General features: G+C 69.6%; 16 protein-coding genes and 1 tRNA gene. 6 read left to right on the top strand and 11 right to left on the bottom strand.

What is annotated here, in order from left to right:
- Positions 1-53: 53 nt before the first annotated feature.
- The 4 genes from IE075_RS05930 (at position 54) to IE075_RS05915 (ending at position 2450) form a co-directional block, all read left to right on the top strand.
- Positions 54-356: an integration host factor subunit alpha gene (locus tag IE075_RS05930; protein ID WP_189454207.1), complete on the top strand. Its 303-nt coding sequence runs from the start codon at positions 54-56 to the stop codon at positions 354-356.
- Positions 349-705 (top strand): MerR family transcriptional regulator, encoded by a 357-nt coding sequence (locus IE075_RS05925; RefSeq protein WP_189454205.1) that lies wholly within the window; start codon positions 349-351, stop codon positions 703-705. The genes IE075_RS05930 and IE075_RS05925 overlap by 8 nt, the downstream gene beginning before the upstream one ends.
- A 341-nt stretch (positions 706-1046) precedes the next feature.
- A tRNA-Pro gene (locus IE075_RS05920) sits at positions 1047-1123 on the top strand.
- Positions 1124-1418: 295 nt separating this feature from the next.
- Positions 1419-2450: a TraB/GumN family protein gene (locus IE075_RS05915; protein ID WP_189454203.1), complete on the top strand. Its 1032-nt coding sequence runs from the start codon at positions 1419-1421 to the stop codon at positions 2448-2450.
- Between the two features lie 79 nt (positions 2451-2529).
- Here IE075_RS05915 and dxs read toward each other — a convergent pair whose 3' ends face one another.
- The 7 genes from dxs to IE075_RS05880 form a co-directional block, all read right to left on the bottom strand.
- The gene (gene dxs, locus IE075_RS05910; RefSeq protein WP_189454201.1) at positions 2530-4434 is read right to left on the bottom strand and encodes a 1-deoxy-D-xylulose-5-phosphate synthase; all 1905 of its coding nucleotides are present in this window, start codon (positions 4432-4434) and stop codon (positions 2530-2532) included.
- Positions 4435-4761: 327 nt separating this feature from the next.
- Entirely contained in the window at positions 4762-5913 is a 1152-nt protein-coding gene (locus IE075_RS05905; protein WP_189454199.1) for a hypothetical protein, read from the bottom strand.
- A 344-nt stretch (positions 5914-6257) separates the two neighbouring features.
- Positions 6258-6950, bottom strand: a complete 693-nt coding sequence (locus tag IE075_RS05900) for an HNH endonuclease (RefSeq protein ID WP_189454198.1) — start codon at positions 6948-6950, stop codon at positions 6258-6260.
- Between the two features lie 56 nt (positions 6951-7006).
- The gene (locus IE075_RS05895; RefSeq protein WP_189454196.1) at positions 7007-7462 is read right to left on the bottom strand and encodes a GNAT family N-acetyltransferase; all 456 of its coding nucleotides are present in this window, start codon (positions 7460-7462) and stop codon (positions 7007-7009) included.
- A complete protein-coding gene (locus tag IE075_RS05890) occupies positions 7459-9249 on the bottom strand; it encodes an acyl-CoA dehydrogenase C-terminal domain-containing protein (protein WP_189454194.1) in 1791 nt (596 codons plus the stop codon). Before IE075_RS05890 ends, IE075_RS05895 begins: the two co-directional genes overlap by 4 nt.
- Before the next feature lie 34 nt (positions 9250-9283).
- Positions 9284-9757 (bottom strand): LEA/WHy family protein, encoded by a 474-nt coding sequence (locus IE075_RS05885; protein WP_189454192.1) that lies wholly within the window; start codon positions 9755-9757, stop codon positions 9284-9286.
- A 166-nt stretch (positions 9758-9923) separates the two neighbouring features.
- Positions 9924-12392, bottom strand: a complete 2469-nt coding sequence (locus IE075_RS05880) for a S8 family serine peptidase (protein ID WP_189454190.1) — start codon at positions 12390-12392, stop codon at positions 9924-9926.
- Between the two features lie 260 nt (positions 12393-12652).
- Here IE075_RS05880 and IE075_RS05875 point away from each other — a divergent pair, with 260 nt between their 5' ends.
- Positions 12653-13150, top strand: a complete 498-nt coding sequence (locus tag IE075_RS05875; protein ID WP_189454188.1) for a metallophosphoesterase family protein — start codon at positions 12653-12655, stop codon at positions 13148-13150.
- Between the two features lie 100 nt (positions 13151-13250).
- Complete coding sequence (locus tag IE075_RS05870; RefSeq protein WP_189454186.1) at positions 13251-14366, top strand: sensor histidine kinase; 1116 nt, start codon at positions 13251-13253, stop codon at positions 14364-14366.
- Between the two features lie 51 nt (positions 14367-14417).
- Here IE075_RS05870 and IE075_RS05865 read toward each other — a convergent pair whose 3' ends face one another.
- The 4 genes from IE075_RS05865 to IE075_RS05850 are packed head-to-tail and all read right to left on the bottom strand — an operon-like array spanning position 14418 to position 20003.
- A complete protein-coding gene (locus IE075_RS05865; protein ID WP_189454184.1) occupies positions 14418-15068 on the bottom strand; it encodes a response regulator in 651 nt (216 codons plus the stop codon).
- A 31-nt stretch (positions 15069-15099) separates the two neighbouring features.
- Positions 15100-15849: a sensor histidine kinase gene (locus IE075_RS05860; protein WP_189454182.1), complete on the bottom strand. Its 750-nt coding sequence runs from the start codon at positions 15847-15849 to the stop codon at positions 15100-15102.
- Positions 15850-15852: 3 nt separating this feature from the next.
- Positions 15853-19122: a serine/threonine-protein kinase gene (locus IE075_RS05855; RefSeq protein WP_189454180.1), complete on the bottom strand. Its 3270-nt coding sequence runs from the start codon at positions 19120-19122 to the stop codon at positions 15853-15855.
- The gene (locus IE075_RS05850) at positions 19119-20003 is read right to left on the bottom strand and encodes a GAF domain-containing protein (RefSeq protein ID WP_189454178.1); all 885 of its coding nucleotides are present in this window, start codon (positions 20001-20003) and stop codon (positions 19119-19121) included. Before IE075_RS05850 ends, IE075_RS05855 begins: the two co-directional genes overlap by 4 nt.
- Positions 20004-20100: the final 97 nt, after the last annotated feature.

The raw sequence follows: 20100 nt of genomic DNA, 5'->3' as shown, positions 1-20100 counted from the left end.
CACGTTTGCGGTTCGGTGGTTGATCGATCGAGCGCGTTTCGACAGGGGGAGCGATGGCGTTGACCAAGGCGGAGATGGCGGAGCGTCTGTTCGACGACGTCGGCCTCAACAAGCGTGAGGCGAAGGAGTTCGTCGACGCGTTCTTCGACGCGCTGCGCGAAGCGCTTGAGGGCGGCCGTCAGGTCAAGCTGTCGGGCTTCGGCAATTTCGATCTGCGCCGCAAGAATCAGCGCCCCGGTCGCAACCCGAAGACCGGCGAGGAGATCCCGATCTCCGCGCGCACCGTCGTGACGTTCCGCCCGGGCCAGAAGCTCAAGGAACGCGTCGAGGCATTCAGCGGAGCCGACCATGCTTGATCCAGGCAGTAACCGCGAGCTGCCGCCGATTCCGGCGAAGCGCTACTTCACGATCGGTGAAGTCAGCGAGTTGTGCGACGTCAAACCCCATGTGCTGCGGTACTGGGAAACCGAGTTTCCGACGCTGAATCCGGTAAAGCGCCGCGGCAACCGTCGCTATTACCAGCGCCACGAGGTGCTGATGGTCCGCCAGATCCGCGGGCTGTTGTACGAGCAGGGCTACACGATCGGCGGCGCGCGTCTGCGCCTCGAGGGCGGCGCGCAGAAGGATGAGTCCGCGCTGAGCTCGCAGATCATCAAGCAGGTGCGCATGGAGCTCGAAGAAGTCCTGCACCTGCTTCGACGCTGACAGGCTTCAGCCGGTCGAGCCGGCCGCTTGCCGTCTGTGGGTGCGTCACCGCACCGCCGTCCTACGCCTGTGGCGCAACGCTCGTCCAGGCCCGCCCGTTGTCGCTGACACCCGCGTCGCAATCGAGCGCTGGCTGCCGTCGTGCGCTTCCGCTGTTCCATGGCGCGCCACCGTGCGATGCACCTCGTCATCGCGGCGGTTCGGAGACTGTTCTTTCTCGGCCTGTCGTAGCGTTGGCCGCGCTCGCATGACGCGATGGGCTGGCGAGGCGAGGCCAAACCGCTATACTTGCCGCCCGCTCCAGCAGCGGGGCATCCAGGATGGATGCGAGCAACACGCGTCGGGGCGTAGCGCAGCCTGGTAGCGCATCTGCCTGGGGGGCAGAGGGTCGTCGGTTCGAATCCGGCCGTCCCGACCAATCGAACGTTCGCGAAAACGCCCGGCCCGCGCCGGGTGTTTTCGTTTGGGCGATCGAATCATCGAAACCGGGCCGTCGTGGCGCGACCCGCCTGCGGCGCAATCGCGGTGTGCGACGCACCTGCCGCACTCGTCGTGCCGTGACGTGCCGGGCAACCACGCGGGGCAACGCCCTGCACGCCGGATCACATCCAACGGAACCAATGACCTGTGAGCGATGTCGGATTGGCGCACCGACGCCTACAGTCGGCGCCGCTCGCGACGCGCGGGCGAATCCCCGACACGGAGTTCATCGGATGCGCCCATTTATTTCCACCCTGCTCGCGGCTGCGCTCGTGAGCCCGCTCGTCGCGCATGCGCAGGCACCCGTGCCAACGGCTGCGCATTCGGGCGAGGTCGCGCCTGACGGCGGCCCGATCCGCGACCTTGATGCGGTCGTGGTGTCAGGCGTCGTCTCGGGCCCCGGCATGTGGAAGGTGCGCAAGGGTGATCACACGCTTTGGGTGCTGGGCACGCTTTCGCCGCTGCCGAAGAAGATCGAATGGGTGTCGCGTGACGTCGACGCGGTGCTCGGCGTGGCTCAGGAGGTGATCTGGCAGCCGAGTCTTGTGATCGGCACGGACGTCGGCATGTTCCGGCTCATGACGCTCGCGCCCAAAGCGCTGGGCGCGCGCAAGAATCCCGGCGGCGAGACGTTGCAGGACGTGGTGCCTGCCGAGATGTACGCGCGCTGGCTGCCACTCAAGCAGAAGTACGTCGGCCGCGGTGGCGGCATCGAGAAGTGGCGGCCGATGTTTGCGGCGATGGAGCTGTTCGACGAGGCCATGGATGACGTTGGGCTTGTGGAAGGCGGCGTCGTGGGGCCGACCATCGAACGCGCGATCAAACGGCGCAAGATCCCGGTGTCGAGTCCGAGCGTGAAGATCGCGATCGAGGACCCGAAGCAGCTGCTCAACGAGTTCCGCAGCACGAAGCTCGACGACCTCGAGTGCTTCGGCAAGACGCTCGACCGCCTCGAATCGGATGTTGACGCAATGCGCGAGCGTGCGAATGCATGGGCGGTCGGCGACGTCGACGCGCTGCGCGCGCTGCCCTACAGCGACCAGAACGAGGCGTGCATGCAGGCCGCGATGCGCGCCGGCGTCATGCAGAAACGGGTGAAGCGCGATATCGACGCCGAAGTGCGTGACGCCTGGATGCAGGCGGCGGAAAAGGCGCTCGCGAAGAACAGCGTGACGTTCTCGACGCTGCCGATGCGCGAGCTGCTCAAGCCCGACGGCTACCTCGCGCAGCTGCAGGCGAAGGGCTACGAGGTTGAAGCGCCCTGATGCGCGTTTGATCGCCGGCGTCGCGCCGGCGATCGATGCCGCAGACCCGCTCTCTGCGCGTCCGCTTAAGGTCCGGTGATCAGCCGATCGCGCGATGCGGCGTCGGCGCGGCGATCACGGGCCAGCGCGCGAGCACCGCGCGGCGGATCCCGTCGGCATCGAGCCCGGCTTCGGAGAGCAGCTGCTCGCGGCTCGCATGGTGCTGGAACTCGTCGGGCAGGCCCAGGTGCAGCACCGGCAGCACGACCCCTTCGGCATTGAGCAGCTCGGCCACGCCGCTGCCGGCGCCACCGGCGACGACGTTGTCCTCGAGCGTGACGAAGCCCTCGTGCGTGCGTGCGAGTTCGAGCACCAGCGTGCGATCGAGCGGGCGCACGAAGCGCATGTTGACGACGGTCAGGCCGAGCTCGGCGCCGACGACTTCAGCGGCCGGTACGGTCGCGCCGAAAGCGAGCAGCGCGATGCGCGCACCGCGACGGCGCAGCTGCGCCTGGCCGATCGGCAGCGTGTCGAGCGTTGGTTCCACGGCCACGCCCGGGCCGGTGCCACGCGGGTAACGCACCGCGGCCGGACCCGCGTAGTGATGGCCCGTCGACAGCATCTGCCGGCACTCGTTCTCGTCGGCCGGCGCCATGACGACCATGTTCGGCACGCAGCGCAGGTAGGACAGATCGAGGTTGCCTGCGTGGGTCGCGCCGTCGGGTCCGACCACGCCGCCGCGGTCGATCGCGAACAGCACGTCGAGGTTCTGGATCGCAACGTCGTGCACGAGCTGGTCGTAGCCGCGCTGCAGGAACGTCGAGTAGATCGCGCAGACCGGCTTTGCGCCTTCGCACGCCATGCCGGCTGCGAGGGTGACCGCGTGTTGCTCCGCGATCGCGACGTCGAAATAGCGGTCCGGGAATTCCTTGCTGAAACGCACGAGGCCGGAGCCTTCGCGCATCGCCGGCGTAATGCCGAACAGGCGAGGGTCGGTCGCGGCCATATCGCACAGCCAGTCGCCGAAGACGTCGGTGTAGGTCGGCTTCTTCGCGCCGGGCTTGCTGACCATGCCTTGGGCAGGATCGAACGGCGAGACCGCGTGGTAGCCGATCTGGTCGCCTTCGGCGAGTCCGTAGCCCTTACCCTTGGTGGTGATGACGTGGAGCAGCTGTGGGCCCTTGAGGCCCTTCAGCGTCTTCATCGCACCGAGCAGCGCAGGCAGGTCGTGGCCGTCGATCGGGCCGGTGTAGTGGAAGCCGAGTTCCTCGAACAGCGTGGACGGCACGAACATGCCCTTCCAGTGCTCTTCCCAGCGCCGCACGAACTTCGCAGCCGGCTTGTTCTTGTCGCCGAGCAGCTTCTTGCCGCCTTCGCGGATCGCGTTGAGCGTGCGGCTGCCGGTCAGCCGGCCGAGCATCTGCGTGAGCGCGCCGACGTTCTCGCTGATCGACATCTGGTTGTCGTTGAGCACCACGAGCAGGTTCGGCTCGGGCTCCATGCCGCCGCCGTGGTTCAACGCCTCGAAGGCCATGCCGGCGGTCATCGCGCCGTCGCCGATCACGGCAACGACTTTGCGATCGTCGCCCATGCGCTGCAGCGCGATCGCCATGCCGAGCGCGGCGGAGATCGACGTCGAGCTGTGGCCGACGCCGAACGTGTCGTACTCGGACTCCTCCCGCTTCGGGAACGGCGCAACACCGCCGGCCTGCTTGACGGTGTGGATGTCGTCGCGGCGGCCGGTCAGGATTTTGTGCGGGTAGGTCTGGTGGCCGACGTCCCAGACGAGGCGGTCACGGGGCGTTTCGAACAGCCAGTGCAGCGCGACGGTGAGCTCGATGACGCCCAGTCCCGCGCCGAAGTGGCCGCCCGACTGCGCCACCTGCTCGATGAGGTAGGCGCGCAGCTCGTCCGCGATGGCGGGCAACTCGTCTTCGGGAAACGTGCGCAGGTCGGCAGGGATGGAAATGCGCGACAGGCGCGGGTAGCGCTGCGGATCAATCATGGGGAATGCGCGCGGCGCCGTACTCGAACGTAGGTTGTTGATTTTCTTTCACCGCGCGGGCTGGGGCAAGTTAAACGCGAGCGCGGCGCGAGCGGATGGCCGGCGCATTCAGTTGCGTGCGTGCGAGACGTCGTGTGAGGCAGTCGAGGTATCGCCGATCCACAGGGTGCGAATTTGGCCCCGCGACTGCGCCGAACGGTCGATGCGGCTGTGGAGGCTAGACTGAAAGCAATGCACCCGGCGCGGGCCGAGCGGGCCGCTGCGCAGCGAGCCTCGTCTAGCGGCGTATCGGGGGGGGCTATCCGCCGGCTCGCCCGCGCGCGACGGTCAGCGACCGCGGAGGCGACCGAACAGGCCGCCCTTGTTTGCATCGGGGTCCGGCGCGCTTTCGCGGAACGGCTCGGCAAAGCCGGTTGCGAGGTTCGCGTTGACGAAGTCAGTGACGTCCTCGAGCGGTGTGCCGCTGGCCTCGGCGAGTTCCGGCAGCGTCGTCGGGCCCTTCATCATCACCGTCGCAATGCGGAAGTGCTTCGGGAATTCGCGCTCGGTCTGCGGCCACTTGAGCAGCTGGTAGCGGCCCGCAGGATCGTAGCCGGCAAGAAGTTTGCCCTTGCCGCTGACGAGGGCGCTGTACCACGCAAGGCGCGAGAGCGGCTGCGCAGCGCCGAGCGCCGCGCTCTGGGTCGACCATTCGCCGCTGTCGACCGGTTTGAAGTCGTCGAGATCGACCGGGCCTTCGAACAGCGGCGCGAGCGCCTTGAGCGACGTTGCCCCGAAGTACTGCTGCTGGTCGGGATTGATGAGCACGCTGACGCCGCCGCGCGCGAATCGCACGCGGCCGTGCAGGCGCCCGGAGCGCAGCCAGTCGGCGAGGCTGCGCGGTCCGGTCTCGGTCGGGACGTGTGGCTGGATGGTCGGCGCGGCCGGCAGCACCTGGCCGACGGCGGTGCTCGGCGGCTCGAGGTCCGGCGGCGTCGTGACGCCCGGACTCGGCACGGACAGCGGCTCGGTGGCGGGCGGCGCTTCTTCTATCGCCGCGTGCGTCGGCTGCTCTTCGGGCAGTTGATCGAACGGCTGCGGTGCAGGGGTCATCCCGCCCGGTGCCGACGACGGCGCCGGCGGCGGAACGGGCACGCTCGGTTCGAGGGCGGCGCTCGTTTCGGCGGCAGCGGGCAACTGCCCGGAGAGTTCACGCAGCATCGTGGCGACCGACGCGGTGTCGATCGGACGCCCCAGGCGGAAATCGGTCTGCGTACGCGCACCGCTCGTGAGGCCCACGACGCGTCGCCCGCTGCCGTGCAATCGCAGCCAGCTCATCGGCCCGTACATGCTGTCCATGTCGACCACGACGAACTCGGCCTCGTGCTCGGGCGCGAGCCGCCAGCCGCCGCCGAGCTCGGCGTTCGCGGCCGCGAACGCAGCCTGCAGTGCCGCTTCGGTGGCGGAGTCCATGCCGGTGAAGCCGAGGGTGTGGGGCATCGATGCTGTCGTTGGGACGGGATGACCCGAGTGTTGCGGAGCGACGGACAGCCGTCAACGCGCGAAAAGGCGACCGCGTGCAAGGATGTGACGCAGGCAAGGGCCGTCGGCGGACTGTATGGATGTCGCGTGGCGTCGCAGGCTTCTATCGCAGACGTCTGCTGTTGCAGTCGATTAGTGTCGGTACGCCGCGTCGCGGACACCCTGCTCGCACACGATGGGAACCGCCACGACGCGTGGTCGAGTTCGCCCGAGACCGGACTCGAACGAAGGGCAGGGATCTGCGGTGCGCGGTCGCCGTCGTCGCGTTGAGTCGCGCTCGAGGTCGGCGCATTGCCCGTGTCTCAAACCAGTACGCGCGTGTTCTTTGGCAACTGGCTCTTCAGGAACGCCATCTGGTCGGCGAGGATGTTGCGGTTGCTGAGGATGAGGTGCTCGATCCAGCTCGGCCGGTAAGGCACGGCGAGCAGCGGCATGCTCGCCTGCTGCGGCGTGCGGCTGCCTTTGCGGGAGTTGCATGGGAAGCACGCGGCGACCACATTTTCCCAAAGATCTCGCCCGCCTTTCGACAGCGGCAGCACGTGGTCGCGTGTGAGCTGCGAGCGCGGGAACGTCCGGCCGCAATAAAGGCACAGGTGGCCATCGCGCGCGAACAGCGCGCTGTTCGACAAGGACGGTGTCGGGTCGAGGGCATGCGCGCGCGCGTGGCCGCGTGCAGCGACGATCGGGTGCAGTTCGATGAGGCTTTGGCGACCGGTGGCTCGGCAGAGGCCGCCGTGCACCTGAAGGCAGGGATCGCCGAGCGTCCAGGCGACCGCGCCGCGTGCGTACAGGCAGGCGGCGTCCTGCCAGTGCATCCAATCCAGTGCGCGGCCGTGTGCATCGAGGGACAGGAGCCGGACGGCGTTGAGTCGCTCGAGGCCGATGCGCGGTGAATCCGACGCGTCGCCGGCAACAAGATTCTCGGCCGGGCTGTCTGCTGCGGTGGCATGCAGTCCGGGTCGAATGAGACGAAGCGGGGCGCGGCCGTTCTCCATCGAAGACCAGCTTATACGCCTATGTTTCCGGGATGTGTACGCGGCCGTAACGCGCGCTAGATCGGCTTGCCCATGCGCAGCAGGTCGATGCCGAAGCCATGGCGCTCGTACAGCGCACGGGCGCGTTCGTTGCCGGGAAAGACCGACAGCGTCAGCCGCGAGCATTCGTGCTCACGCGCAAAGGTTTCCGCATGCGCCAGCAGGCAACTGGCAAGCCCGTTGCCCTCGTGGCCCGGTGCGATGGCGAGGTCGGAAATGTGGCAGTGCCACGCGTCGCTGAAGAAATCCTCGGCGCGCTGCAGGTGGATGAAGCCCGCGGTTGCGCCTTCGTGTTCGATCACGAAGAAGTGCGAGGTCGCGGGCCGTGCGCGCAGGTGCTTTTCGAGATCGGCGCGGATGCCGCGGCCGATCTCCTCGCGCGTGCGGCCCGCAGGCAGCGGGAATCCGGTGAAGCGATCGACGAGCGAGAGGACGAACACGTCATCCTCCGCCTGCGCCGCGCGGATGCTCATGCGTCGAACGCATCCGCTTCGAGCGCGGTGAGCGTCTCCGCGCCGCTCTCCATGGCCGCCGCATGCGCGAGCGTGCGCGGCAGGATGCGCTCGAAGTAGAACCGCGCGGTTTCCCGCTTGGCTGCCTTGAACGCGGCAGGGCGCGATGACGCCTCGGACGCGACCACGCTGCGCGCCCACCAGTACGCGAGCGTCACGTAGCCCGAGAACATCAGGTAGTCGTACGACGCCGCACCGACTTCGTCGGCGTTCGAGGCCGCGCGTTCGGCGATGCGCTGGGTCAGCTGCTGCCATTGCGCAGTCTTCTCGCGCAGCGCATCGACGAATTCTGACGCCGCGCCGCCGTCGCCCTGCTCGCTGCACAGCGCGTCGATCATGCCGAGCATCGCCTTGAGGCCCGCACCGCGCTGCTGCAGCACCTTACGGCCGAGCAGGTCGAGCGCCTGGATGCCGGTGGTGCCTTCGTACAACGTGGTGATGCGGGCGTCGCGCGCGAGCTGTTCAACACCGTGCTCGGCGATGTAGCCGTGTCCGCCGAAGCACTGCAGCGCGTGGTACGTGCATTCGACGCCCCATTCGGTAAGACAGGCCTTGACGATCGGCGTCATGAAACCGAGCAGCGCATCGGCCTGCTCGCGCTCCTGGGCATTGGGCGCGGCGTGCGCAATGTCGACGAGCAGCGCCGCGTGATAGCCCATCGCACGGCCGCCTTCGATGAGCGCCTTGCAGGTCAACAGCATGCGTCGCACGTCGGGGTGGACGATGATCGGATCGGCCGCCTTGTCGGGATGCTTCGCGCCTGATGCTGACCGCATCTGCAGACGCTCGCGGGCGTAACGCAGGGCGTTCTGATACGCGCGATCCGACAGCCCAAGCCCCTGCAGGCCGACCGCCAGCCGTGCGGTGTTCATCATGGTGAACATCGCGGCGAGACCCTTGTTCGGCTGGCCGACGAGCCAGCCCTGCGCGCCGTCGAAGTTCATGACGCACGTGGCCGAGCCGTGGATGCCCATCTTGTGTTCGAGGCTGCCGCACCGCACGCCGTTGGGCTCACCGAGCGCACCGTCACGCGCGACGCGCTGCCTCGGCACGACGAACAGCGAGATGCCCTTGCTGCCGGCAGGCGCGTCGGGCAGGCGTGCGAGCACGAGATGCACGATGTTCTCGGTCATGTCGTGGTCGCCGGCGGTAATGAAGATCTTCGTGCCGGTGACTGAGTAGCTGCCGTCCGCCTGGGGCTCGGCGCGCGTGCGCAGCAGGCCGAGGTCTGTGCCGGCGTGGGGCTCGGTGAGGCACATCGTGCCGGTCCATCGGCCTTCGACGAGCGGCTTGAGGAACACGTCGCGCTGCCAGTCCTCACCGTGGTGCAGCAGTGCCTCGGTCGCGCCGTGCGAGAGCAGCGGGAAGTTGCCCCAGGCGAGGTTCGCGGCGTCGATCATCTCCTTGAGCGCGATGCCGGCCGCGTGCGGCAGGCCCTGTCCGCCGAACTCCGGCGGCGCCGTGAGCCCGCTCCAGCCGCCCTCGACGAATTGCGCGTACGCCTCGCGGAAGCCCGGCGGCGTGGTCACGCGGCCGGTGGCCTTGTCGAGCGTGCAGCCGGCGCGGTCGCCGACCGCATTGAGCGGCGCGAGCACGGTTTCGGTGAACCGAGCGCCTTCTTCGAGTACGGCGTCGAGCACGTCGCGCGTGGCGTCGGTGAAACCGAGGCGCGCGAAGCAGGTGTCGACGCCGAGCACGTCGAACGTCGCAAAGCGCATGTCGTTGAGCGGGGCCTGGTACTGGCTCATGGACGCTTCCTTGATCAGAGCGGGATGACGGGATTCAGCGCAGCACGCCGGGCAGGCCCGGGGCGGGGCTCAGCGCGCTGCTGCGGCGGATGTCGAACGTGCGCTGGCGGCCCTCGTCAGGCGTCGCGCGGACCGTGCCCTCGAGCGTGTAGTCGACGCTGCGGCCGCCTGCGAGCGCATCGGCGATCGCGAGCTTCGCTTCGACCGAGGGAGCGAGCGTGGCCGTGACGATGTCGGCCGATTCAGGCCCGACGGTGAGTGCGGGCCGCGCGGTGAGGCGGCCGGCGGCGCGGCCGTCGACGGCGAGCGCGACGTCGACCTCGTCGAAACGCATCGGAATGCTGCTGAAGTTCTCGATCCGCAGCTGGGCGGACCAGCCGCCGTCCGGCTGCACGGTGAGCTGCTGCACGCGCGCCGTCGGCTCGGAGACGCGCCGCACCGGGCCGCTTGCGCAGGCCGAAAGGCCTGCCACCAACAACGCCATCGCTGCCAAACGCCCTGCCTTCATGCCGCCGCTCCGTGAGGGATCGGACCGAGGATACATCGGCGTACGGCCGCCCTCCGTTGCACGGTGCGGCGGTGTCGAGGGCCTGAAAAAGGAGAAGCCCGCCGGAGGACGGCGGGCTTCGGGACATCACAGGGCCGCCCGGGGGCGCGGCCGGCACTGCGATGACTTACGGGCCGTAGGCGCCGAGGAGGCGGCTGGCGGCAGCGGCGTAGGCGCCGCGGGTGACCTTGGTCGACGGGTCGAAGTACGCCTTGAGCGTGGGCTGCAGGTCGAACGGACCCTGCACGAGCGCGAAGCGGGCGTTGATCAGGCCCATGTCGAGCGCGTACTGCACATAGCCGCGCAGGCTGGCCGGGATCGACGCGGCGTCCTCGATCGGAATGCGCTTGGTGTCATGCACCACGGTGAGACCGCCGGTGAACGCGCTCGCTTCAGCCTGCAAACCAAAGCTCTGCACGAGCGAGTAGGCGAGGCTCACGCGGGTGACCGCATCGTCCGGCCGGAACGCGCCGTTGACCGTGCCCATGACGCCGGCCTGGCGGTGGCTGAGGTCGCGCTGGGCCGAGCCCGTGGCGATGGCGGCTTCAGCGAACGCGAGACCGGTGCCGAGCTGGCTCGCATCGGTGAGCGACGACACGCCGAACAGCGGCTGGTACTGGCGGACGCCCGAGCCCATCACGAGGAAGTCGGCGAGCTCCTTACGCGTCAGCGCGCGGTCGGGATAGAACTTGCCCTCCGGCGTGCTGTCGACGAGGCGGTTGGACACGCCGAACTCAACGAAGCCCTGCGCCGGGTGGCCCTGGACGTCGGTCAGGCCGCTGTAGCCGTCGGTGCGCAGCTGCTTGACGTTGACGTTGATCGTGCCCGGCACGCCGTAGCCGTTCGTGGCCTGCGCCGGGTCGAGGTTGTTGCCCGACACCGATCCGACGCCGCGCACGCTCAGCGTCCACGTGCCTGCCACGCCGGGCGCGGAGACCGCGATGTTCTGGCCGAGCACCGGCAGCGCGATCGACGAGCCGTAGCGCTTGCCGTTCGGGTCGGTGAGCGAGATCGCGACGGTGTTGTCGCCGACGTTCGCACGCGCCGCGACGAGCGCAGTGTCACCGGCCACTTCGAACTTCACATCGCCGGTCGGGCCGACGGGGCTGAAGTCCACCGCGTAGTCGGTGCTGCTGCCCGTGGAGATCTTCGCGTTCGCATTGAACGTACGCGCCGCGTTGACGGTGGCGCCGTAGCTGCCCGCGTTGAGCGCAGCCTGCACGGCCGAGTGCGCATTGATGTAACCCGCGCCCGCTTCCCACGCCTCATTGCCCGGCATGTTGCTCGCGGTTTCCTGCAGGACGCGCTTGACGTCGCGCCAGTCGAACGCGGGATTTGCTTCGAGCATCAGGGCGACGATGCCCGAGGTGTGCGGCGCCGCCATCGAGGTGCCGGACGAGAACGTGTAATACACCGCCTGATCCGTGCCGAGCTTGGCGGCGTCGCCTTCCAGATCGGCTTTGTCGAGGGCACCCAGTGATGCGCGGGCCGATGCGATGTCCACGCCCGGTGCGGTGATGGTGGGGCGGTCCACCCAGGTGAACGTTTCGCCGTCGACGGTCACCGTGCCGCCGCGGCCGTTCTCGCCGCGCGAGGAGAAGTCGGCGAGACGGCCCTGCTTGTCGCCGGCGGCGACCGTCACCACCCACGGCGCCTTCTTGAAGTTGCCGGTGATCGTGCCTTCGCCGGCACCGGAGTTGCCGGCCGAGAACACGACGATCACGCCGCGATCGGCGAGCTTCTTCGTCGCGATATTGGTCGGGTGGTCGGGGTCGAAGTCGGTGCCGGTGTCGCTGGTCTGGCCGAACGAGTTGGACACCACGCGGATGTTGTACTGGGCCTGGTGCGTGAGCGCGTAATCGAAGCCGCCGACGGTGTCGAGGATGAACAGGCCCGCGCCCGAGCCGTAGCCGATGATGCCGGCGCCCGGCGCCACGCCTTCCTGCTCGCCGCCCGAGGCCGCGCCGTTGCCGCCGATCGTGCCGGCCACGTGCGTGCCGTGACCGCCGCCGATGTCGGTGTTCGCCACGCCTTCGACGAACGTCACCGGCAGCAGGTCGTCGACCGCGTGCAGGTTGGTCTGCGCGAGCACGTTCTGCTTTACATGCTCGGGAAACTTGAGGTCCGGGTGCGTGCCGTCAACGCCCGAGTCGTTGACCAGTACGCCGACGCCGCGACCGGTGACCGGGACGCCGGCGACGCGCAGGTTGCGGTCGGTGCGCAGGCGGTCGACGCCGGTCAGTGCGGTGGCTTCGCGGTTGTCGTAATCGAGCACGTCGTTGAGCCAGACCGAGCGCACGTCGCTCATGCCGAGCAGGGCGTTGACCTGCGCAGGCGTGGCGACGACGCCGGCGATCGGCAGCGAGCGCATCGTCACGCCCTTGAGCCCGAGTGCAGCAAGGCGCTGCTGCTGGGCGGCGGTCAGTGGGCCGTCGCCATTGAAGCTCACGATGACCTCGACGGTCTCCGCGGCGCCCATCGAGGGCAGCAGCACTTCGAGGTTGCGGTCGAGGCGCCGGGCCTCTGCGAGAAGGGGCGTGGCGAAGATCGCGGCGGCGAGCAGGCCGGTGCGGAACACGGAGGAGATGGGGGACATGTCGGTTCCTTCGGGAGCGGAGCAGGGGGCGGGCCGGTACGACCGCTGTGACCCAGCCTCGTCCTGTAGCGCGCATCGCGCCATCCGGAGCACCCCTCAGTGCATGCAGGGGAAAACCCCCGTGTGGGGCCGTATGGCCCGTGTGCAGCAGGTGCGGCGTTTGACCCGAGTCGGCTGCGCGTCGCGTGCACGCGAGGCACGCTAGCCTGCTTCGCAGAGCGTTGCCTTTCGCGGCGCCATCGGCAGGAGGCCACATCACGGTGCGCATCGGTCTGATCTCCGACACCCACGGGCTGCTTCGGCCGGAAGCACTCCACTTCCTGCGCGGCAGCGACGCGATCATCCACGGCGGCGACATCGGCCCGCCGGACCTGCTCGATGCCTTGCGCGTGCTCGCGCCGCTCACCGTCGTGCGCGGCAACAACGACACCGCACCGTGGGCACGCTCAATCGAGGAGGCCTGCACGGTCGATTTCGACGGTCGGCGCGTGCACGTGCTGCACGATCTCAAGCAACTGGCGCTGCATCCCGAAGCCGAGGACATCGCAGTCGTCGTCACCGGGCACACGCACAAGCCGCTCGTGCGGCGAGTGGGCGGGGTGATTTACATCAACCCCGGGAGTGCAGGCCCGCGCCGCTTCTCGTTGCCGATCGCGGTGGGGGAGCTGGTGCTGCGTCCCGACGGCATCGACGCCCGCACGGTCGAACTCGACGTTCCCCCGGCGCGAGCCGCGCGGAAGACCGCGCGCTCCAGCTGAACCGCTTCCCCGATTTGCCGCGACCATTCACGCACACCTGCCGGAGCAGGTCGGAGACTGATTCCACGGTGCCGGTCATTGCGTCCGGCAGGAGGCCCGTGTGCGCACGCTTGCCCAGTTCCTGCGTTCCCACCGCGAAACCATCATGCGCGAGTGGCTCGCGCGCAGCTCGCAGTTGCCGTCGGCGCGAGGTGTGTCGATCGAAGGGCAACGCGACCACATTCCGCACTTGCTCGACGCGATGGCCGAGGCGATCGAGCGCGGCGACACGTCGAGCGTCTCGCTCGAACAGCTGCCGCTGCTGCATGCCGACCATCGGCTGTCGCAGGACTACGGTTTGCGCGAAGTCGTGGCCGAGTACCGCCTGCTGCGCCGCGTCGTGCTCGATGTCTATGCGGAGCACGCCACCGACATGTCGCCCGAATCGCGCACCCGGCTGCCGCCGCTGGTGACGTTCAACGAGAACGTCGACCACGCGATCACCGACGCGGTCGATCACTACATGCTGCAGCGTGAGCGCATGCGCGAGTACTTCGTCGGGATGCTGAGCCACGATCTTCGCGACCCGCTCAACGCGATTTCGCTCACGGCCGAGATGCTGCTTCGCTTCGAGGGGCGCGAGCCCGCCGAGCGCCAGTTGCTCGAGCGCATGCGCGGCAACACGCAGCGCATGTCGAGGCTGATCGCCGACATGCTCGACGTGACACGCAGTCGGCTCGGCGGCGGTCTGCCGATCACCCCGGGTCCGGCGGACCTGGGCGAGATCGTCTGCGCGACGGTGGACGAGCTGTCCGCGGGACAGCCCGAGCGCTGCATCGAGTGCCGGCTGCCGACCGACGATGAGGACCTGACCGGACAGTGGGATGCGATGCGCGTCGGCCAGGCGGTGTCGAACCTGGTCGCGAATGCGATCAAGCACGGCGGCGATCCGATCTGCGTGACCACTGCGGACGAGGGGGCCTACGTCGCGCTGGAAGTGGCGAACCGGGGCGAGATCCCCGTCGAGCTGCGCGCGCGGGTGTTCGAGCCGTTCAGCACGCGCGATGCGAGTGCCGGCACCGGGCTTGGGCTGTTCATCGTGGCGGAGATCGCTCGCGTCCACGGCGGCGTGCTGCGACTCGTGCCCGAGACCCCGGGCGAGACGCGGTTCCGGCTCGAACTGCCGCGCATTGCGCCGACGCCGGCTGCGGCGAGCGCGGGCGAGCAGGGAACCTAGCCAGGAATCGACGCAGCGACGTCGCGCGGCGTTCGGCGTTGCCCAGTCGCTTTAGTCGAGCAGGCCCTTGCGCAACGCATAGCGCACGAGCTCGGCCGTGTTGCGCACGCCGATTTTCGCGAGCACGCGCGAGCGGTGGTTTTCCGCGGTCTTGGTGCTGATGTCGAGCTGGCGGGCGATTTCTTTCGTCGTCAGCCCTTCGGCGATCAGGTGGAACACCTCGCGCTCGCGCGCGGTGAGCTGGCCGTACGGGTCCCCGAGGTCGCGATCGGGGTGCTGCAGTTGTTCGGCCAGCGCCTTCGCCGCCTGCGGGCCGAAGTAGCCGCGTCCTGCGCCGATGCTGCGCACGGCCTCGACGAGTTCCGACGCCGCGCTGTCCTTGACCATGTAGCCCGCCGCACCGACGCGCACGGCCTGCAGGACGTACTCGTCCTCCTGATGCATCGTGAGCACCAGCACGCGGGTGTCGGGCAATTGCTCGTGCAGGCGACGCACGACTTCGATGCCGTTGAGGCGCGGCATCGCGATGTCGGTGACGACGACGTCCGGTCGCGTCGCAAGCGCCTTTTCGATCGTTTCGAGCCCGTCGGAGGCCTGCGCGACGACATGCACGTCGCCATCGCGCTGCAACAGGCTCACCAGGCTCTCGCGAACCAGGGTGTGGTCGTCGGCAATGAGGACACGAACCGGTGGATGCACCATTCCACCAAACTGCGCGCGTACGCCGGTCGAGTCAAGTTCGGTCGGTCGGTGCCGGGACCGGTGTCGCGTTGCGCGGCGCCAACGGCACCAGCGCCCGCACCCGCGTGCCTTCGCCCGGGGCGGCGTGCAACTCGAGGCGCCCGTCGTACAGGCGCAGCCGCTCGCGCATGCCGCCAAGGCCACTGCCACCCGCATGCAGCGCCAGGGCCGGATCGAAGCCGAGGCCGTCGTCGGCGACCTGCAACTGCAGCATGCCGTCGCGCGCGACGAGCCGGACGATCACGTCCTGCGCCCGTGCGTGCTTCGCGGCGTTGTTCAACGCTTCCTGCGCGACGCGGAACAGCAGCGTCTGCAACTCCCCGTCGAGCGGCGGCAGCGGTTGCACGTCGAGCGTGACCGCGATGCCGGTGGATTCGCCGAGGCTGCGCGCGAGCCAGCGAAGGGCGGCCTCGAGGCCCAGGTCGTCGAGAATCGGCGGTCGCAGCAGGCGCGAGAGGTGCCGCGTGTCTTCCAGCGTGTCGCCGCACAGCGCCAGGGCCGCGTCGAGCTGCGCACGCGCCGGACTGTCGGGGGGTAGGGCGTCCTCGAGCTGCGAGAGTCGATGCTTGAGCGCCGTGAGGTTCTGTCCGACGCCGTCGTGCAGTTCGCGCGCAAGCCGGCGCCGCTCGTCCTCCTGCACGCGCCAAACCGCACGCCCGAGACGGCGGAACTCGCGCTCGTTGCGCTGGAGCCGCTCGAGCAGCTCGACGTACTGGCGCCGCAGGGTGCGCAGATCATCCATGGATCACTCCTCCCGCGCGGCAGCGCGCGGCGGGTCCGCACGCAGCGGCTGCAGAGCGCGCCGCGCTGATTCGGCCTGACCGCGCGCACGGGCGGCGGCCGCATCGTTGCCGGTGCCGGCGAGTGCCGCGGCACCGAGCGCGTGCAGGTCGGCGGCATGCAGGTAATCGAGCCGACGCAGGCGAGGCAGCACATCGGCATAGAGCGAAGCGGCCGCGTCGGCCTCGCCGGCTTCGAGGGCTTCGCGCATCGCAGCCTCCGTCCAGCGCAGCCGCAGCGGCAGGTGGCCGAGCGCCGTCAATGCCGAGTCGAGCGCGGGGTCGCGCAAGCGCTGAGCACGCTCGAGCGCGACCTGCAGCTGCAACTGGCGAATTCCCGACGTGCGCGCGAGCTGCTCGGCCTGCTGCAGCTCGCGGGCGCGTCGCGCGGCATCGCCGGCGTGCTCAGCGAGACGTGCGCGCAGGAGCGAGGCAATTGCGCGTTGCTCACTGGAGGCCTGTGCCAGCTGGGGTTCGAGCGCGGCGACCACCTGGCGCGCGGCTTGCGCATCGCCCGCGGCGAACATCGTCTGCGCGCGCAGCAGTCCGGTGTCGACCTGGCCGCGCACGTCGCCGCGCTGGGCGAACAGGGTCTCCGCGCGCGTGGCATTGCGCAGCGCCGCGCCTAGGCGGCCCTGCAGCAGGTCGAGCTCCGCAAGGTTGCGCAGACTGACGGCAGCTTCCTCGTACATCTGCGCACGCTCGGCGGACGAGAGCGAGGCCTGCAGCCGCTCTCGCGCGTTGTCCCACTGGCCGCGCGCCGTCGCGAGCTGGCCGAGGTTTTGTTGCGTGCGGATTTCACCGGTGCGGTCGCCGAGCGCCTGGTAGGCATTCATCGACTGCACGAGATACGCCTGCGCGTCGTCGTAGGCGCCGAGCTGGAACTGGGCAAAGCCGATGTCGTTGAGCGCCTGCGCAATGCCGGGCTCGTGCCCCAGCTGCTGCCAGCGCTTGAGTGCGCTCCGGAACGCACCGAGTGCCGCCGTGTAATCGCCGCGTTCTTCGGCCAGCAGGCCCAGTTCGTTCTCGATCGCGGCAAGGCCTTCCTGGTCGCCAAGCGCCTCGTACAGGGCGCGCGCTTCGGCGAGGTGCCGGGCGGCTTCTTCGTGGCGGCCGCCGAGCGTGAGCACGGTGCCGAGGTTGCGCAGGCTCGTGGCGAGCCCGCGTCGGTTGCCCAGCGAGCGGCGCAGCTCGATCGCCTTCCGGAACTGCTCCTCCGCGTCGTCCACCTGGCCGAGGCGGTTGTAGCCGATGCCGAGCGCGTTCACGGTCTCGGCCTCGCCAAAGCGGTGGCCGCTGCGCTTGTAGAGCACCAGCGCGCGCACGAGGTAGTCGTCGACCGCGCGCTGCGCCTGTCCGTGCAGGATCGAGAACTTGCCGAGTTCGTACCAGGCCCGCGCATCGTTGGGGTCGCGCTCGACGAGCCGTTGCAGCACCGCGATCGCGCCCGGGAAGTCGCCGCCGCCGCCCAGAGCGCGAGCGAGATTGAGCTCGGCGAAGGTGTCGTCCGGTGTTGCCTGGAGGCGCTCACGCCACGTGGTGGCGGCCGCGGTGGCATCGCCGGCGAGCATCGCGAGTTCGGCCTGCATGCGCGCGTGCAGTGGGCTTGCCTCGTCGGTCGCCGCGAGGCCCCGCTCGATCGCCTCGTAGGCCGCGTCCTGCTCGCCGATCGCCGCGGCGGCCTCGGCGCGGGCCAGCCAGCCGCGGGCGAACGCGGGCGCGGCCTCGGTCGCTTCGACGAACCGCTGCAGCGCGTCGACCGGGCGGTCTTCGCGGCGGGCGAGCACGCCGGCACCGTACGCGACGAGCGCTGCGTCCGAGGCGGGCAGCTCGAGCTGCGGCGTGGTCGGGATGCGCAGCGCACGCGCGAGTGCGGGCTGCTCGATCAACGCGCCCAGCGCCGCGGCCGCATCCGCTCCTGCGGCCGAGGCCACCGCCGGCGCGCTGCCCGCCTGCTCGAGGGTCGCGACCGCGCGGAAGCCGCCGTCGCTCGGTTCGAGCGCGATCTTCAACGTGCGGTCGGCACCGACGATGCGCCGCAACGCGTCGGCCCCGACGGCCGATGTGCCGGTGGGGTCAAGTTGTCGGATCGCCTGGAACGTGCGCTCGGCGTCGACGATGGTGAGCCCCGGCACGGCCGCAAGCGTGTCTCGCGCAAGCGTGTCCAGCGCCGCACGGCGCGGGGCGTCGAGCGCGCCGGTCGGCGTGTCGAGGGGCAGCAGGAGCAGACGATGCAACGGCGCGACGTTCGCGACTTCGACGGTCGCCGGGCGCCGCTCGATGAATTGCCAGGCCGCGATGCCGATCGCGATCGCGACGAGCGCGGCGATCGCCAGCACGAGGCCGCGCCGGCTGGGGCGCCAGTCCCGCGGCACCTCGCGGCGGTCGATCGCGTGGACCACATCGGCCGCGCTCTGCAGCCGGTGTGCAGGCTGCGGCCGCAGCAGGCGGTCGACGAGCCGGGCAATCCACGGCGGCGTCGCGGGCTTGAGTTGGGTCACCGGCGGCGGCGTGCGCAGCATGCGCTGCGCAATGATCTCGGGCACCGTGCCGCCGGCGAACGGCATCGCCCCGGTCAGCATTTCGTAGAGGATCAGGCCGAGCGCGTAGAGGTCGCTGCGCGCGTCGACCGCTTCGCCGCGCGCCTGCTCCGGCGACAGGTAGTCCGGCGTGCCGACCACGGAGCCGGTTTGCGTGAGGCCGCCGCTGGCGAGCGAACGCGCAACCCCGAAGTCCGTGATGAACGCGCGGCCGTCGCGGTCGATCAACACGTTCGCGGGCTTGAGGTCGCGGTGGATCACGCCGCGCGCGTGGGCCGCGCCCAGGCCTTCGGCCAGCTGGCGCGCAATCGCGAGCGCCTCGTCTGGCGCAAGCGGGCCGTCGCGGTCGATGCGCCGGTCCAGGCCTTCGCCTTCGATGAGGTCCATCGTGATGAACCACTGCGCGCCGTCCTGCGCGAGGTCGTGGATGCGCACGACATGCGGGCTCGACACCTGCCGCGCGGTCAGCAATTCCTGCCGGAAGCGGTCGAACGCGTCGGGCCGGGACGCGAGTTCCGGGCGCAGCAGCTTGAGCGCGACCGGCACGTCAAGCGACAGGTCGCGCGCCCGGTAGACCACGCCCATGCCCCCGATGCCGAGCACGGATTCGATGCGAAAGCGTCCGGCGAGCACGGAGCCCGCGGCGAGCCGCTGCTGTGAGTAGATGCCGGTGGCGGTCGCCCCGGGATCGGTCACGCGTCGGCCTCGCCGGCGGGGGTGCGGCTTCGCACCAGCGTGCTCCAGCGCGGCGCGTTGTCGAGCGAGCTGAGCGCGCGGCCCGCGAGCAGCCACAGCGTGGCGGTCTCGGCGAACGCTTGCAGCAGCTCGAGATCGACTGCGGTAATCGGCTCGCCCCGTCCGCGGCGGTCGGCATAGACCGCGCCGAGGACCTTGTCGCGCTCGAGCAGCGGCAGGCAGACGAGTGATTGCACGCCGCTGGCGACGACCGAAGCGCGCCGCGCAAGCCAAGCCTCGCTGCCGACCTGGTTCACGACAATCGGGCGCCGCTCGGTCAGCGCGCGCTCGACCGCGCCTGCGCTGCCGGTGAATTCGCCACGGACGAGCGCCTCGTCGTCTACGCCGCGGCTGGCCTTGACGAGGTAGTCGCCGTCCTGCGCGAGCAGCATGAAGCCGCGGCTGCAGCCGGACAGCTCGAGCACGCCTTGCAGGACGTCGTCGAGCATCGTGTCGAACCGGGTGCCGGCCGCCACCTGCTGCGTGAGGATCGCCGAGCGCGCCTGGCGGTCCTGCTGGCGGGTGCGGAGCGCATCGGCCTGCGCGTCGTCGAACTGCGCGAACTCGCAATGCACGTCGCCGAGGCGCAGCCAGCATGACGGCGGCAGCAGCAGCTCGCGCACCTGCATGCCGTCCACGTGCACACCGTTCTTGCTGTCGAGGTCGCGCAGGCGCCAGCCGGCGTTCTCGGCGACGAGCTCGGCATGGACGCGTGAGACTGAGCTGTCTTCGAGCACGAGATCGCACTCCGCGCTGCGCCCGATGCGCACGCGTTCGCCGCGCGCCAGCCAGCGCGGCAATGCCGCGGCGTCGGAGGGATAGGCGATCAGTCGCGCTTGCATGGCCCCATCTTAGTGCGCCGGCCGGTCCCACGCCGAAAGCCGCCGTGGGCCATCCTCGCCACGGGTCACAGCGGTGAACGGTAGAGCCAGATGGGGC

This window comes from Cognatilysobacter bugurensis, from assembly GCF_014652095.1.
Lineage (GTDB): Bacteria > Pseudomonadota > Gammaproteobacteria > Xanthomonadales > Xanthomonadaceae > Cognatilysobacter > Cognatilysobacter bugurensis.
The sequence above is the reverse complement of the archived record's forward strand: the minus strand, read 5'-3'. Positions and strand labels throughout refer to the sequence as shown.

Bases quoted from the DNA above. Each gene is read 5' to 3' on its own strand.
- IE075_RS05930 (WP_189454207.1), top strand. From the start codon at position 54: ATGGCGTTGACCAAGGCGGAGATGGCGGAGCGTCTGTTCGACGACGTC.
- IE075_RS05925 (WP_189454205.1), top strand. From the start codon at position 349: ATGCTTGATCCAGGCAGTAACCGCGAGCTGCCGCCGATTCCGGCGAAG.
- IE075_RS05915 (WP_189454203.1), top strand. From the start codon at position 1,419: ATGCGCCCATTTATTTCCACCCTGCTCGCGGCTGCGCTCGTGAGCCCG.
- dxs (WP_189454201.1), bottom strand. From the start codon at position 4,434: ATGATTGATCCGCAGCGCTACCCGCGCCTGTCGCGCATTTCCATCCCT.
- IE075_RS05905 (WP_189454199.1), bottom strand. From the start codon at position 5,913: ATGCCCCACACCCTCGGCTTCACCGGCATGGACTCCGCCACCGAAGCG.
- IE075_RS05900 (WP_189454198.1), bottom strand. From the start codon at position 6,950: ATGGAGAACGGCCGCGCCCCGCTTCGTCTCATTCGACCCGGACTGCAT.
- IE075_RS05895 (WP_189454196.1), bottom strand. From the start codon at position 7,462: ATGAGCATCCGCGCGGCGCAGGCGGAGGATGACGTGTTCGTCCTCTCG.
- IE075_RS05890 (WP_189454194.1), bottom strand. From the start codon at position 9,249: ATGAGCCAGTACCAGGCCCCGCTCAACGACATGCGCTTTGCGACGTTC.
- IE075_RS05885 (WP_189454192.1), bottom strand. From the start codon at position 9,757: ATGAAGGCAGGGCGTTTGGCAGCGATGGCGTTGTTGGTGGCAGGCCTT.
- IE075_RS05880 (WP_189454190.1), bottom strand. From the start codon at position 12,392: ATGTCCCCCATCTCCTCCGTGTTCCGCACCGGCCTGCTCGCCGCCGCG.
- IE075_RS05865 (WP_189454184.1), bottom strand. From the start codon at position 15,068: ATGGTGCATCCACCGGTTCGTGTCCTCATTGCCGACGACCACACCCTG.
- IE075_RS05860 (WP_189454182.1), bottom strand. From the start codon at position 15,849: ATGGATGATCTGCGCACCCTGCGGCGCCAGTACGTCGAGCTGCTCGAG.
- IE075_RS05850 (WP_189454178.1), bottom strand. From the start codon at position 20,003: ATGCAAGCGCGACTGATCGCCTATCCCTCCGACGCCGCGGCATTGCCG.